Here is a 12,871-nt window from a genome sequence, read left to right as displayed (position 1 = left end):
CATTGTGGCATCCCGAGCCCGCGGAAAGAAGCTGCGCCGCGGGGGAGGCGACCCAAATGGCTTTCTCATATCGTCTTACGTTGCTTCGAACGTTGCTTGAGTGCCTCGGAAAGCCCGACGAGCGCCGTGAAGAACGAGACCAAAGCGGTCAAAAGTCTCACGAAATCAATCAGATCGGTCATGGGCATCACCTCCCATCAGATGGAGGGCGCTGCCCGGCACATGGAACTGCCGTCAACGATACCGATTCTACCAGAGCCTAGTTATATATACGAATATATGTTCGTATTCCAAGCACACAGACCTCTGTGACAAAAGGGCTGTCCCTTTGTCACATTATTCGATGACGGTGCGGGAGTTTTGCTTGTGCATGGTGGCGAGCATGTGTTTGGGGACGGCGTGGACCATGCAGCTGCCGATGGTCGCGCTCGCGGCGGCCCTGGCTGCATCGCTTGCGTTTTTGGTCGCGTAGCTGTGACGGAAACGCTTGAGCATGGCGATATCGTTGCCGCCGTCGCCATAGACCGCGACCTCATCCTCGGCAATACCGTAGTAGCCCGCCAGCCAAGCCACACTCTCGCCCTTGTTGCACGCCACGTCTGTGATCTCAAACATCACCGGATCGAACGGCGCGTTGACCACGCGGTCCGAGCGCTCGGCCAAATACGCCTTAAGGTCGCGCTCCAGCTCGGGTGAGGTCACGCGACAATTGATCTTGCATACATCGTGACGCAAGATATCGCCGATCGACTGATCGAAATACTGCTCCTCATGATACCCGCCACGTGCACGCATGCCGCGCATCACAATACGCTTGATGGGGCTGTCCTTTTTAAAGCCCGCCTGATGCATCTCGAACGAACCGCTCGAGAACATGCCATCGGGTGTGGAGCAATCAAAGCAAATGTCCGGGAATGCCTTGAGCAGCTCCTCGGTAACCTGCGGATCGATGGTCCAGGTTTTGAGCACCTCGCCATGACTGTCGCGCACGATGGAGCCGTTAGAGCAGCAGGCATCGAGCGCCAGCCCCGTAAAGCCATGCTCGCCGATTGGCAACGTCGAGCGCCCGGTCGCGGGAACCACATGCAGGCCAGCCTCGGTCAGCTCGCGAATGGCACGGCGGATGGTCCCATCCGCCTCGTGCAGGGCGTTCAGCAGCGTTCCATCTAAGTCACTCGCAAACATCTTGATCATGGGCGTGCCTCTCCTTCGTCTGCACGATATTGTAGACGAGAACGGGCGCGCCCCAAGAGAGGCACGCCCGTCAGGCGAAAGATTGTCCTACACCGCAGCGGGGCCGTGTTCGCCGGTACGGATGCGGATAACCTCCTCGACCGGCTCGACCCAAATCTTGCCGTCTCCAACGGCACCGGTGCGGGCGGCATTGCAGATGATGTCGACAATGCCGTCGATATGTTCATCGGCGCAGATGAGGGTGAACTGCACCTTAGGGATCGTGTTGACAAGTAACTCGTTGCCGCGCACGTATTCCTTCCAGCCATGCTGCGCGCCGCAGCCCTGCACTTGGTTGATAGTCATACCGCGAACATCAGCAGCAAACAGCGCGTCCTTAAGAACCTCAAGCTTCTCGGCACGAACGATCGCCGTAATCTTCTTCATAGTGAATTCCTCTCTTCAATAAAAGAAATGAATTGCCATTCAATGACGCGGGTTTTCGAGGTGCCCGAGATTGCCCCGAAAGAGGAGCGCCGCGTACTTCGGTACGCAAGCGACGGTTTGAGGGGCAAGATCGGGTGCCTGGGAAAGCCGCGCGACGATTGAACGGCAAGGTGCGGAGCTTGGGAAACCTGCTAATCGAGTCCGGAGAACGAAGGGTAGGCGCTCTCGCCGTGCTGACTCGCATCCAAGCCCAGCGCCTCGTCGGCCTCGTCCACGCGCAGGCTGCCGTGGAACAGCGCCTTGACCACCGCGGCGATCACCAAATCGAGCACCAGCACAATAGCGACCGTCACCACAATGCCCAAGATCTGCGAGACCAGCAGCGACACATCGCCCGTGTAGAACAGGCCACCCTTACCGGTCCACGAGAGCTCCGGCACGCAGAACAGGCCTGTGAGCACGCCGCCCAAGATGCCGCCGATACCGTGGCAACCGAACGCGTCGAGCGCATCGTCGTAGCCGAACTTGGTCTTGAGATGACTGATGGCCAAGTAGCAGACAGGCGAGACGATCAGGCCCATGACCAGCGCTGCCCACGGCTCGACAAAGCCCGCACCCGGCGTGACCACCACAAGGCCCGCAACCAGACCGGTGCTGGCACCCACCAGCGTGGGGCGACCGGTGTGCACGCGCTCGACGACAAGCCACGAGACCATGCCCGCCGCGCTGGCCGTCACGGTGTTGAGGATGGCGAGTGCCGCCACGGCGTCGGCCTTAAACTCGCTGCCGCCGTTAAAGCCAAACCAGCCAAACCAAAGCAGCCCGGCGCCCAGCGCCACAAACGGCACGTTATGCGGGCGATAGCTCACCATGCCAAAACCGCGACGACGGCCGAGCATTAAGCAGAGGATCAGGCCCGTAAGACCGGACGAAATGTGCACCACGTCGCCGCCGGCAAAGTCGAGCGCGCCGATGATGTCGCCGATAAAGGAGCCCTCGCCGCCCCAAACCATGTGGGCGAGCGGCGCATAGACCACGAGCAGCCAAATGCCCAGGAAAGCCGTCATGGCGCCAAACTTAACGCGGCCGGCCAGGCTGCCCGTAACGATAGCGGCCGTGATCATGGCAAACGCCATCTGAAAGGCAATGTTAATGATCTGAGGGTAGACGGCACCGTCCGCGGCACTGCCCTCGGCCGCCTGCAGCACCTGGTTGAGCACCGGCAGGCACAGCAGCTGGTCAAGGCCCCCAATAAACGGACTTGAGCCGTCACCGCCATAGGCCAGCGACCAGCCGGCGACAATCCACAGCACACCAACCAGGCCAATGGCGCCAAAGCACATGAGCATGGTGTTGATGACATTTTTGCGCCTGGACAGGCCGCCATAGAAAAACGCCAGACCCGGTGTCATTAAAAACACGAACATGGTGCAGATGAGCATAAACGTTGTCGATCCCGTATCGTACATTCGCTCTCCCTTGGTCGCGTGGACGTTGTCGGCGCCCATAATGCGGCCGAGGGGCAACTGGTGTAGACCAGATACGGCGTTGTTAAACGCTGCGTTGTCGAATGGAAACGGTGCCGCAATCTTGGAAACGGCGCGGCAACGGGCGCGAAACGAACGGGAAATACGCGAGCAAGGAAGCCGTGAGCGCGCCCGTCCCGGCTAGCGCCGAAACAGCTCGTGGGCGCGGTCGCGGAGATTAGTTGCTCGAATGACACCTTCGTAGCGATTGATGCGCAGACGCGGGAAAGCGTTAAAGAAGCGTAGGTCGCGGCGGCTGAGTGACACGCTCGGCACCGGACGGCTCATGCGCTTGCCGGCAAGGCGACGGCTGAGCGACGGACGCGGCATGTTCGGCGCGGCATCGGCCACGCGGCGGGCGGCAAGCGCCAGGCCGCGAGCACCATCCGCGATAAACGTCGGCATCGAAGCCTTCTCGCGCAGGGCATCGAGCGCGGCGTCACCCAGCTCGGCCAGCCACGCGTTAACGGCACGGCTACGGATGTGCGTCTGTGCCACCGAGTCAATCGTCGAATCGGGAATACGTTCGAGCATGGAGTCGGACGCATCGGCAAGCGACTCGTTGATGCGGTCGGCAAGGTCGGCCCGGACGCGCTCCAGCTGGTCGGACAGGCGGCGCCAGCTCGCCAACGAGCACACCGCGTCGACCATCATCGCGACCGCGACGATAAACGCGGACAGCCGCACAATCAGCACCGGCAGATGGGCAAGCAGGCCCAACCGCCGGCTCCACCACGCGGCAAATACACAACGCGCCTAAGCCAAACGCGCAGGCCCAGTACAGACAGATACGTCCGTGCAAGTTAAACGGCAGGTGCGAGTAATCCCAAAAGCGTGCGCCTGTTGTCTTTTCCAACAGCACGCCCACGCTGTACTCAATCACGCTACATACGAGCGCTGCGGCGACAAACTGGCTCGACGCGTCAGGAATTCCGCGCAACAGCAGCCAGCAGGCAATGCCGCCCGCGCCATAGATGGGGCAGCACGGCCCCAGCAAAAAGCCACTGTTGGCAAATCGTCCGTGATTGAGCATGGCGCATACTGTCGACTCCCATGCCCAACCGCAAAACCCGTAAAAAGCAAACGAGAGCACCAGTGCCGAGAGTGGGCAGGCGGCAAGCGTCGCGCCGTCAAATGCCATGTCGATCGCGGTCCCCACCGTCTACCCTCTCCTCTTCTCGCTCGATTCGCCACTCACGCTATCGTCAGCCTCGTCCTTGCGCGGCAGACGACCGGCGACCGTCTCGCGCAGAGCGCACCATTTATCCGTCAGACACACAATCCATGCCTCACGACACGTCGGCGGCACCGGCACCAGCGGAAACATATGGCGCACGATAATATTCCGCTCACGAGACGTCAGATCAAAATCTTCCTCCGCACGCGCCAGGGCAAAAAATGGATGCCGAAATCCGTGCAGTCGATGGCTCGGGTCGGGGTCGTGCCAATCGTAGAGAAAGTAATCGTGCAGCAGGGCCCCGCGCAACAACGAAGCACGGTCGACCGAAATGCCAGCACGGCCCAAGCGCTCGGCAAAGGACAGGCTCGCCCGCGCTACCGAAGTCACATGTGCATAGACCGTCACGTCGCCATGCTGGATAAACTCGTGCGTCAGGTCCAAGCGGCCCGCCTGGGCCAGCTGGCGGGCGGCATAGTCGACCTCGTGCGCGATTTTCTCGGCACGAACGGTATCGGACATGCTGCCTCCTTCCAGCGACTCACGGCGACAAGCCACGGACTGTGCACAATCGATAAAAACATCATGGAACATATCAGTATGGCATCGGACAAAACGTTTTGCCCCACCAGTTGGCGAATTACCGCGCCGCCGTCACATATCAAACGCCAAAATGTGCGAGACTGTCTTGTGCAATTGTGCCGGCCGAGGGAGTGCCGGCGCACGATTCGCATGGAGTAACCCACAACGATGCTGCTTACGCAAACGACAACGCCCGAGGACGTCAAGGCTCTTAATCGCGCCGAGCTCCCGCAGCTCTGCGGCGAGATCCGCCAGGCAATCCTCGAAAGCTCCGCCGCCGTCGGCGGGCACGTTGCCCCCAACTTGGGCGTTGTTGAGCTTACGGTTGCGCTTCATCGCGTGTTTAACTCCCCCATCGACAAGATTGTCTTTGACGTTTCGCACCAGACCTACGCCCACAAGGCGCTGACGGGGCGCGCGTACACTTATATCGATCCGGAGCGTTATGGTGAGGCATCTGGCTTTGCCAATCCCGACGAGTCCGAGCACGACCTGTTCGCCATGGGTCACACCTCGACCTCGGTGAGCTTGGGCTGCGGCCTTGCCCACGCGCGCGACCTGGCGGGCGATGCGTACAACGTCATTACCGTTATTGGCGACGGCTCGCTTTCGGGCGGCCTGGCGTTTGAGGGCTTCAACAATGCCGCCGAACTCGACAGCAACCTGATCATCATCGTCAACGATAACGACCAGTCCATCGCCGAGAACCACGGTGGCCTGTATCGCAATCTGGCCGAGCTGCGCGCCAGCAACGGCGCCTGTGAGCGCAACGTTTTCCGCGCGATGGGGCTCGACTACCGCTATCTGGACGCCGGCAACGATGTGTTGGCCCTCGTCGATGCGTTGCAGGAACTGCGCAATATCGATCATCCCATCGTGCTGCACGTCTCCACCGCCAAGGGTAAGGGCTTTGAGCCAGCCCAGAGCGACCCCGAACGCTGGCACCACGTGGGTCCGTTTGACATGGCAACTGGACGCAAGCTCTGCCCGGGCCATCCGAGCGAGCCTGCGCCGCGCACCTATGCCGACATTACGGGCGAGGCGCTCAGCGCCGCCATCGAGCGCGATCCACAGGTCGTTGGCATCACGGCCGCCACGCCCTACATCATGGGCTTTACACCCGAGCTTCGCGCTGCCGCCGGCAAACAGTTCGTCGATGTGGGCATTGCCGAGGAGCACGCTGTGACCTTTGCCACCGCGCTTGCGCGCTCGGGCGCCAAGCCAGTCTTTGGTGTGTACGGCACGTTTTTGCAGCGCGCCTACGACGAGCTGTGGCACGACTTGTGCCTCAACGACGCCCCCGCAACCATCCTGGTGTTTGGTGCGTCGATCTTTGGCACCACGTCCGAGACGCATCTTTCGTTCTTTGATATTTCCATGCTGGGCGGACTTCCCAACATGCACTACTTGGCTCCGGCCTGCATGGAGGAATATCTGTCCATGCTGAGTTGGTCGCTCGATCACCGCGAGCATCCCGTGGCGATTCGCGTGCCGGGCATTGGCTTGGTAAGCCGTCCCGACCTTGCGCCCGCCGAGGATGCCGATTACGGCGTCGCGCGCTACAACGTGGTGCGTCAGGGCCGCGACGTTGCCGTGCTCGCGCTCGGCGATTTCTTTGAGCTGGGCGAGCGCGTGGCAAACCGCTTGGCCGCCGAGTACGGCATCGAGGCCACACTCGTCAACCCGCGCTTTGCGACCGAGCTCGACCGTGAGTTCCTCGATAGCCTTGCCGCCGAGCATCGTGTTGTCGTCACCCTCGAGGACGGCATCTTGGACGGCGGCTGGGGCGAGCGCGTGGCGTGCTACCTGGCCTGCACGCCCGTGCGCACGCGCACCTTTGGCATCGCCAAGGGCTTCCCCGACCGCTACGACCCCAACGAACTGCTCGCACAGAACGGCATGACGGTCGAGAACATGGCCGCCGAAGCCGTAAGGCTACTCAACGAGTAAAAAACCTCCGCAAGGAAAGCATCCCTGCGGAGGTTTTTATTTTCGCGACGCGATTATCTCAATCTGTAACATCTAGGGCCCGAATTCCCGTCTAACTGTTACAGATCGAGACAAGACGTCTTAGTCCCCGACGTTTGTCTCAATCTGTAACAGATAGAGACCTTTTGCCCGTCCAGATGTTACAGATTGAGACATTCGAATTCCCCTAAGGAGATAATCTCGATCTGTAACAGTCACTCGGCAAAAACGGCTGCAGATGTTACAGATCGAGACAAAACAGTAAGGCATGCCGCTGCATCGGCCAGAACCACCACAAAGGTGCCTGTCCCTTTTTGGTAGGTTGAATTACCCATAAGACAAGTATGTTTCTGAGTTATTTCGTGTTGACCCGTCTGAACGCAATGGGGTATAACTCTACTCAACCGCTAGGGATTTTATTGAGAAAGGTGTTCTACTATGAGCAAGAACCTCTCCCAGCAGGTCGTTCTCGACCGCCGCGGCTTCGTCGCCGCCACCTTCGCAACCGTCGCCGGCTTTGGTCTTGCCGGCTGCTCTGACACCAGCGCCGAGGCCGACAAGGGTTCCGCCGCCGGCTCCTCCAAGAGCTCCGCAGATACCGAGGCTTCCACCACGCTCGATGCCAAGGCATTCGACAAGCTCGTCAACGACGGCCCCAAGGCCGATGATGACGCCATCGCCGCCAGCACCTGGGCGACGGCCGTCAAGAACGCCGGCGTCTTTAAGATCGGTGGCGTTCAGACCTCCACGCTCTTCTCCCTCCTCAACGAGAAGGACGGTCAGACCCGCGGCTTCGATGCCGGCATCGCACAGCTCCTGTCCAACTACATTCTGGGCGAGAACAAGGTCGAGATCACCCAGGTGACCTCGGACACGCGCGAGTCTGTCCTGCAGAACGGCCAGGTCGACGCCGTCTTTGCCACCTACACCATTACCGATGAGCGCAAGAAGCTCGTCTCCTTTGCCGGTCCCTACTACTACACCCAGCAGGCTATCCTGGTGCTCGCCGACAACGACGACATCAAGAGCGTCGACGACCTGGCCGACAAGAACGTCGCTGTCCAGTCCGGCTCCAACGGCCCCGCCATCCTGGAGGAGTTCGCCCCCAAGGCCAGCCAGCAGGAGTTCAAGACCGACGAGGAGGCCCGCCAGGCACTCCAGCAGGGCCGCGTTGACGCCTACGTCATCGATAACAACATGCAGCAGAGCGCCCTGGTCCGCGAGCCCGGTAAGTACAAGATCGCCGGCAAGCCCTTCGGCAGCAAGGAGCCCTATGGTATCGGCCTGCCGCTCGATTCCGACGGCGTCGCCTTTGTCAACGACTTCCTTAAGAAGATCGAGGACGACGGCACCTGGACCGAGCTGTGGCAGATCTGCATCGGTGACCGTACGGGCGACACCAATGTTCCCGAGCTGCCCGAGATCGGCGCCTAGGCAGCGAGCCTGGTAACGACCGCAACGAAACCATACGGAAACGCATGATGCGCTTTATTGCGGTAAACTGTTTCCTCACTGAGTTGTCGGGGCTTCCGTACACACGGGAGCCCCTTTCCTTACCGGCGGGAGGTCCGCATGAGTCTCTCCGAGCTCTGGTCGCTCTATGGCCAGAACTATATCGACGCACTGCTAGCAACCTGGGGCATGACGCTTGAGTCGTTTGCCATCGCCATGGTGCTGGCCGTCGCCGTCACCGTGATGCGCGTGTCGCCGCTCAAGCCGCTGCGCGTCTTTGGCGACCTGTATGTTCAGGTCTTCCGTAACATCCCCGGCATCGCGCTGCTCATCATCGTCGTCTATGCGCTGCCGCCGCTCAAGGTCGTTCTGCCCTACCGCACCTGCGTTATCGTCGCCACGGTCCTTTTGGGCTCGGCCTTTGGCTCCGAGAACTTTATGAGCGGCATCAACACCGTAGGCGTCGGCCAGGTGGAAGCCGCCCGCTCGCTGGGCATGAACTTTAGCCGTATCCTCGCCAAGATCGTGATTCCGCAGGCGCTGCGTTCGAGCGTGCTGCCCATGACCAACCTCTTTATCGCCGTCATGCTCACCACCGCGCTCGGCAGCCAGGTGCCGCTTAAACCGCAGGAGCTCACCGGCGTGGTGAGCTACATCAACACGCGCTCGCTCGGAGGCGTCACCGCGTTCTTTATCTCGGCGCTCGGCTACCTGGGCACGGCCTTTGTGGTGAGCCACATTGGCAACTACATCGATAAGAAGGTGAGGATCCTCCGATGAGCAAGCACTCCTCTTCTGCGCTCACCATGCGTGATGCGCTCTACGAGGCTCCCGGCCCCAAGATGCGCGTCAAGATTCGCATCGGCACCGCCATCTCGCTTGTTGCCGTCGCCGCGCTCGTCGTCCTCGTGTTGCAGCGCTTTTATGTGACCGGCCAGCTTTCGGTCCACTATTGGTATTTCTTTACGCACCTCACCACCTGGAAGTTCCTGCTTGCCGGCTTTGAGGGTACCGTTAAAGTCGCACTCACCGCTGGCGCCATCGCGCTGGTGCTGGGCTTAGCCCTCATGCTCGGCCGCACGAGCGACATTAAGCCGCTGCAGCTGGTCTGCCGCGTACTCACCGATTTCTTCCGCGGCGTACCGAGCCTGCTGTTCATCTACTTCTTCTTTTTGGTGCTGCCCCAGTACAAGATTGCGCTGCCGTCGTTTTGGATGCTCACGCTTCCCGTAGCGCTCGCTGCCGCCGGCGTACTCGCCGAGATCTTCCGTGCCGGCGTCAACGCCGTGCCGCGCGGCCAGGTCGAAGCCGCCCAGGCACTCGGTCTCTCCAAGGCCAAAATCACCTTTAAAATCGTGTTGCCGCAGGCTATTCGGTTTATCATTCCGTCGTTGATTTCGCAGCTTGTGGTCGTAGTCAAAGACACCACCGTCGCCTACGTGGTGAGCTACCCCGACCTCATGCAAAATGCCCGCGTGCTCATTACCAACTACGACGCCCTCGTGTCGGTCTACCTTGTAATCGCGGTCATCTACATCCTCATCAACGTCGCAATTAACAAGGCCGCTGTCTACGTTTCGCACAAGACCGGCGCGACCATCATCCGCTAACGCTTTACCATTTCGAGTCATAAGGAGCCGAGCACCATGGCACAGAGTACCTCTTCTACCGGCAATCAGCCGTTAATCGAGCTCAAGCACGTCGATAAGCACTATGGCGATCTGCACGTCCTCAACGACATCAATCTCTCGGTCGACCGCGGCGAGGTCGTCGTTGTGATCGGACCCTCGGGCTCGGGCAAGTCGACCATGTGCCGAACCATCAACCGCCTGGAAACCATCGACTCGGGCGAAATCCTCATCGAGGGCGAGCCCCTGCCGCAGGAAGGCAAGGATCTTGCCCGCATGCGTGCCGAGCTGGGCATGGTATTTCAGCAGTTCAACCTGTTTGCACATATGACCGTACTGCAGAACGTCATGCTGGGACCGGTCGATGTGCTGGGCGTCTCCAAGGAGGAAGCTCGTGAGCGCGCCATGGACCTGCTGGGCCGCGTGGGCGTTGCCGAGCAGGCCGATAAGGTGCCCGCACAGCTCTCGGGCGGCCAGCAACAGCGTGTAGCCATCGCACGTTCGCTTGCCATGCAACCCAAGGCCATGCTTTTTGACGAGCCCACGAGCGCGCTGGACCCCGAGATGATCAACGAGGTGCTCGAGGTCATGGTCCGTCTGGCCCAGCAGGGCATGACGATGATCGTCATCACGCACGAGATGAACTTCGCCCGCCGCGTGGCCGACCGCGTCGTGTTTATGGCCGACGGCCAGATCGTGGAAACCGGCACACCCGACGAGTTCTTCGACCACCCCCAGACCAAGCGCGCCCAGGACTTCCTCAACTCCATTAAGGGCCACTAGCCCAATTGCCACGCGGGCAAATTCATCAGTAACGTTTGTCCCGCGCCACCCCTGTGCCATGTCCACCCGGATTCGAAAGCCGCACCCATGATCGGAACCCGCACCTCATCGTCCTACACTCCGCACGTCGGCGTCGATCCCGCCGACCGCCCGCTCATCCTGGTCGCACCACGCTGGGAAGAAGCGAAGCCCTATTTGAGCGAGACGCTCTCCCCCAACGAGGAGATTGCGAGCGTATTTGTCGACGCCATTCTTGCCGCCGGCGGTCTGCCGCTGCAGATGTCCATTACCGAAGACGTCGACGTTATCCGTCATTACGTGGAAATCGCCGACGGCATCGCCATTCCCGGCGGCCCGGACGTCAACCCCAAACGCTGGGGCGACGAGCGTCCTTACGACCCCACGCTGTGCTGCGAGATTCGCGACCGTTTTGAGTTTAAGCTGGTTAACGAGGTACTTCGCGCCAAGAAGCCGCTCTTTACCACCTGCCGAGGCACGCAGCTGCTCAATGTCGCCACCGGCGGCACCCTGTGCATGGACGTGCCGAGCCTAGGCGCGCGCGAGGGCCGCACGCAGTGGCGCCATACCCACGTGCTCAACGACCCTGTGCATCCTGTCGAGGTCGTGCCGGGCTCGCTGCTGGAGCGCGCGGTTGGCGGGCACAGGCTGATCCAGACCAACTCCGCACATCACTGCTGCGTCGATCGTCTGGGTAAGAGCACGCGCTTGGTCGCCAAGGCAACCGACGGCGTTCCCGAGTGCATCGAAGTCGAAGGCCAACCTTTCTGTCTGGGCGTACAATGGCACCCTGAGTACACGTGGAAGACGCTCGAGACCGACTTTAACCTGTGGAAGTCGTTTGTCGAGGCGGCGGCAAAGGTAAAGCAGGCCCGCTAGCTCGCAAGCCACACAAGTTAAAGCCTCCTAAACCAGGGGGGGGCGGACACCAGCCACGGTGCCCGCCCCCCCTGTATTTGGTATGCTCGGTATGGTCATCCCTCACAAACAATCAAAGAAATCTCGACCGCAATCGGTCGACGGTAAAGCAGATGGCAAAAACGCTTGCTACGTTTATTAGGCAGTCAATTAGAATCGAAATGCATTGACTATTCCCCAACGGGGTCACGCCACAAATCCACATGAGCATCGAGGCTGGAAGCGGAAGCATGGAATTGGCCCCGAGCTGTATGTAGATCGCCACGACGTTGACAAGCAACAGCATGCCAATCGGACCGAAGCCGGACCCAAAATAGGAAACAACAATTACGCAAGAAACCACGTATGCAAGGCAGGCAGCGGCAGCAAGAACAAGTCGATAGCAAAATACATGCAGGTTGAAATACTGCTGAGCATCCAAAACGATTACGCAGTTAAGACAGTACAAAACGACACTTGACAGGATAAATGCGCCCAAAAGGGCAAAAGAAGACAGCACCACTCGCGCAACGATAGCGCACACACGCTTCCCTCCCCGAGCCTCCGACAACCCCCACGGTTCCTCAATAAAGCCCGAACTGACAAAGCGCGGCACAATGCAAGCCGCGATGAACGGAAAGAACAATGCATGAGCCAACGGGGCCACGTTGAACAGCAGACCGCGGAAAACCTCTGCATTACCAAATAGAAGGACGTCCTCTGCCGATAGCCGAAGTGTCGGGTCTGGGAAAAAGCCCAAGAAACTGTTCTCACGGAGGCTACAGAACCACATCGGGAAAGAATTAAGCTGCAATACCACCATGCACGCATAAATTACCAGGATTAAGGCGTACGTCCATTTGCTCACATGCCTCAATTCTGAATGAAGAAATCTTCTAGTCTGGCGAGCCATTGAGCACACCCCCAGCACGAAAGCTCACGAGAGCGTAAATCAATACCGATAGACAGCTGGCTGCCACGCCGTATCCCAGAAGTGTCAGCTGACCCATATCGCTATACCCAAGGGCACATACGACTCCAAGATACGGCCCCGGAAGAAGGAAAATCCATCGCAAGGACGGTATGGGCGCCTGAAGGAAGGTTCCGTAGAGCGTCAAGCTCATGACAAATCCAATAATTATCGCAGCCCCGCTCAATACAGCGCTGTCTGTAATCCGATAGATGGTCACCGTCTCCAGCGCAACCGATATCACCAATAC

General features: G+C 59.8%; 13 protein-coding genes and 1 pseudogene. 6 read left to right on the top strand and 8 right to left on the bottom strand.

All coding sequences use genetic code 11. From position 1 onward, the window contains the following. Window positions 1–336: 336 nt before the first annotated feature. The 6 genes and pseudogenes from AB5164_RS03870 to AB5164_RS03845 form a co-directional block, all read right to left on the bottom strand. Window positions 337–1,194 (bottom strand): HAD-IIB family hydrolase, encoded by an 858-nt coding sequence (locus AB5164_RS03870; RefSeq protein WP_368140846.1) that lies wholly within the window; start codon window positions 1,192–1,194, stop codon window positions 337–339. A gap of 87 nt (window positions 1,195–1,281) precedes the next feature. Further along, window positions 1,282–1,620, bottom strand: coding sequence for a P-II family nitrogen regulator (locus tag AB5164_RS03865; protein ID WP_368142725.1), 339 nt, complete (start codon window positions 1,618–1,620; stop codon window positions 1,282–1,284). A gap of 191 nt (window positions 1,621–1,811) precedes the next feature. Further along, window positions 1,812–3,089 carry an ammonium transporter gene (locus AB5164_RS03860; RefSeq protein WP_368142724.1) on the bottom strand — a complete coding sequence of 426 codons (1,278 nt, stop codon included), beginning with the start codon at window positions 3,087–3,089 and terminating at the stop codon, window positions 1,812–1,814. 198 nt (window positions 3,090–3,287) lie between these two features. Continuing rightward, complete coding sequence (locus AB5164_RS03855; protein WP_368142726.1) at window positions 3,288–3,866, bottom strand: hypothetical protein; 579 nt, start codon at window positions 3,864–3,866, stop codon at window positions 3,288–3,290. Window positions 3,867–3,921: 55 nt separating this feature from the next. Continuing rightward, a pseudogene (locus AB5164_RS03850) lies at window positions 3,922–4,179 on the bottom strand (putative ABC transporter permease); the annotation flags it as partial. Window positions 4,180–4,308: 129 nt separating this feature from the next. Next, window positions 4,309–4,845, bottom strand: coding sequence for an HD domain-containing protein (locus AB5164_RS03845; protein ID WP_368142723.1), 537 nt, complete (start codon window positions 4,843–4,845; stop codon window positions 4,309–4,311). A gap of 228 nt (window positions 4,846–5,073) precedes the next feature. Between AB5164_RS03845 and AB5164_RS03840 the strand changes: the two genes are divergently transcribed. The 6 genes from AB5164_RS03840 to AB5164_RS03815 all read left to right on the top strand — a co-directional run bounded on the left by AB5164_RS03840 (window position 5,074) and on the right by AB5164_RS03815 (window position 11,633). After that, window positions 5,074–6,855 (top strand): 1-deoxy-D-xylulose-5-phosphate synthase, encoded by a 1,782-nt coding sequence (locus AB5164_RS03840; RefSeq protein ID WP_368142722.1) that lies wholly within the window; start codon window positions 5,074–5,076, stop codon window positions 6,853–6,855. Window positions 6,856–7,311: 456 nt separating this feature from the next. Further along, entirely contained in the window at window positions 7,312–8,307 is a 996-nt protein-coding gene (locus tag AB5164_RS03835) for a glutamate ABC transporter substrate-binding protein (RefSeq protein WP_368142721.1), read from the top strand. 138 nt (window positions 8,308–8,445) lie between these two features. Further along, window positions 8,446–9,105: an amino acid ABC transporter permease gene (locus AB5164_RS03830; RefSeq protein WP_368142720.1), complete on the top strand. Its 660-nt coding sequence runs from the start codon at window positions 8,446–8,448 to the stop codon at window positions 9,103–9,105. Beyond that, window positions 9,102–9,935 (top strand): amino acid ABC transporter permease, encoded by an 834-nt coding sequence (locus AB5164_RS03825; RefSeq protein WP_368142719.1) that lies wholly within the window; start codon window positions 9,102–9,104, stop codon window positions 9,933–9,935. Before AB5164_RS03830 ends, AB5164_RS03825 begins: the two co-directional genes overlap by 4 nt. A 36-nt stretch (window positions 9,936–9,971) precedes the next feature. Beyond that, complete coding sequence (locus AB5164_RS03820) at window positions 9,972–10,736, top strand: amino acid ABC transporter ATP-binding protein (protein WP_368142718.1); 765 nt, start codon at window positions 9,972–9,974, stop codon at window positions 10,734–10,736. 87 nt (window positions 10,737–10,823) lie between these two features. Next, entirely contained in the window at window positions 10,824–11,633 is an 810-nt protein-coding gene (locus tag AB5164_RS03815) for a gamma-glutamyl-gamma-aminobutyrate hydrolase family protein (protein ID WP_368142717.1), read from the top strand. A 112-nt stretch (window positions 11,634–11,745) separates the two neighbouring features. Here the strand turns inward: AB5164_RS03815 and AB5164_RS03810 are convergent, their stop codons facing one another. Both AB5164_RS03810 and AB5164_RS03805 read right to left on the bottom strand, forming a co-directional pair. Continuing rightward, window positions 11,746–12,564, bottom strand: coding sequence for a hypothetical protein (locus tag AB5164_RS03810; RefSeq protein ID WP_368147822.1), 819 nt, complete (start codon window positions 12,562–12,564; stop codon window positions 11,746–11,748). Next, a partial coding sequence (locus AB5164_RS03805) for a hypothetical protein (protein WP_368147820.1) occupies window positions 12,548–12,871 on the bottom strand: 324 nt, incomplete at its 5' end. The genes AB5164_RS03805 and AB5164_RS03810, both read right to left, overlap by 17 nt.

The sequence above is a fragment of the Collinsella aerofaciens genome, assembly GCF_040915425.1.
Taxonomy (GTDB): domain Bacteria; phylum Actinomycetota; class Coriobacteriia; order Coriobacteriales; family Coriobacteriaceae; genus Collinsella; species Collinsella aerofaciens_BW.
This window is presented reverse-complemented; position numbering and strand designations above follow the sequence as displayed.

Excerpts from the sequence above, each read along its gene's own strand:
- AB5164_RS03870 (WP_368140846.1), bottom strand. The coding sequence starts at position 1,194 with ATGATCAAGATGTTTGCGAGTGACTTAGATGGAACGCTGCTGAACGCC.
- AB5164_RS03865 (WP_368142725.1), bottom strand. The coding sequence starts at position 1,620 with ATGAAGAAGATTACGGCGATCGTTCGTGCCGAGAAGCTTGAGGTTCTT.
- AB5164_RS03860 (WP_368142724.1), bottom strand. The coding sequence starts at position 3,089 with ATGTACGATACGGGATCGACAACGTTTATGCTCATCTGCACCATGTTC.
- AB5164_RS03845 (WP_368142723.1), bottom strand. The coding sequence starts at position 4,845 with ATGTCCGATACCGTTCGTGCCGAGAAAATCGCGCACGAGGTCGACTAT.
- AB5164_RS03840 (WP_368142722.1), top strand. The coding sequence starts at position 5,074 with ATGCTGCTTACGCAAACGACAACGCCCGAGGACGTCAAGGCTCTTAAT.
- AB5164_RS03835 (WP_368142721.1), top strand. The coding sequence starts at position 7,312 with ATGAGCAAGAACCTCTCCCAGCAGGTCGTTCTCGACCGCCGCGGCTTC.
- AB5164_RS03830 (WP_368142720.1), top strand. The coding sequence starts at position 8,446 with ATGAGTCTCTCCGAGCTCTGGTCGCTCTATGGCCAGAACTATATCGAC.
- AB5164_RS03825 (WP_368142719.1), top strand. The coding sequence starts at position 9,102 with ATGAGCAAGCACTCCTCTTCTGCGCTCACCATGCGTGATGCGCTCTAC.
- AB5164_RS03820 (WP_368142718.1), top strand. The coding sequence starts at position 9,972 with ATGGCACAGAGTACCTCTTCTACCGGCAATCAGCCGTTAATCGAGCTC.
- AB5164_RS03815 (WP_368142717.1), top strand. The coding sequence starts at position 10,824 with ATGATCGGAACCCGCACCTCATCGTCCTACACTCCGCACGTCGGCGTC.
- AB5164_RS03810 (WP_368147822.1), bottom strand. The coding sequence starts at position 12,564 with ATGGCTCGCCAGACTAGAAGATTTCTTCATTCAGAATTGAGGCATGTG.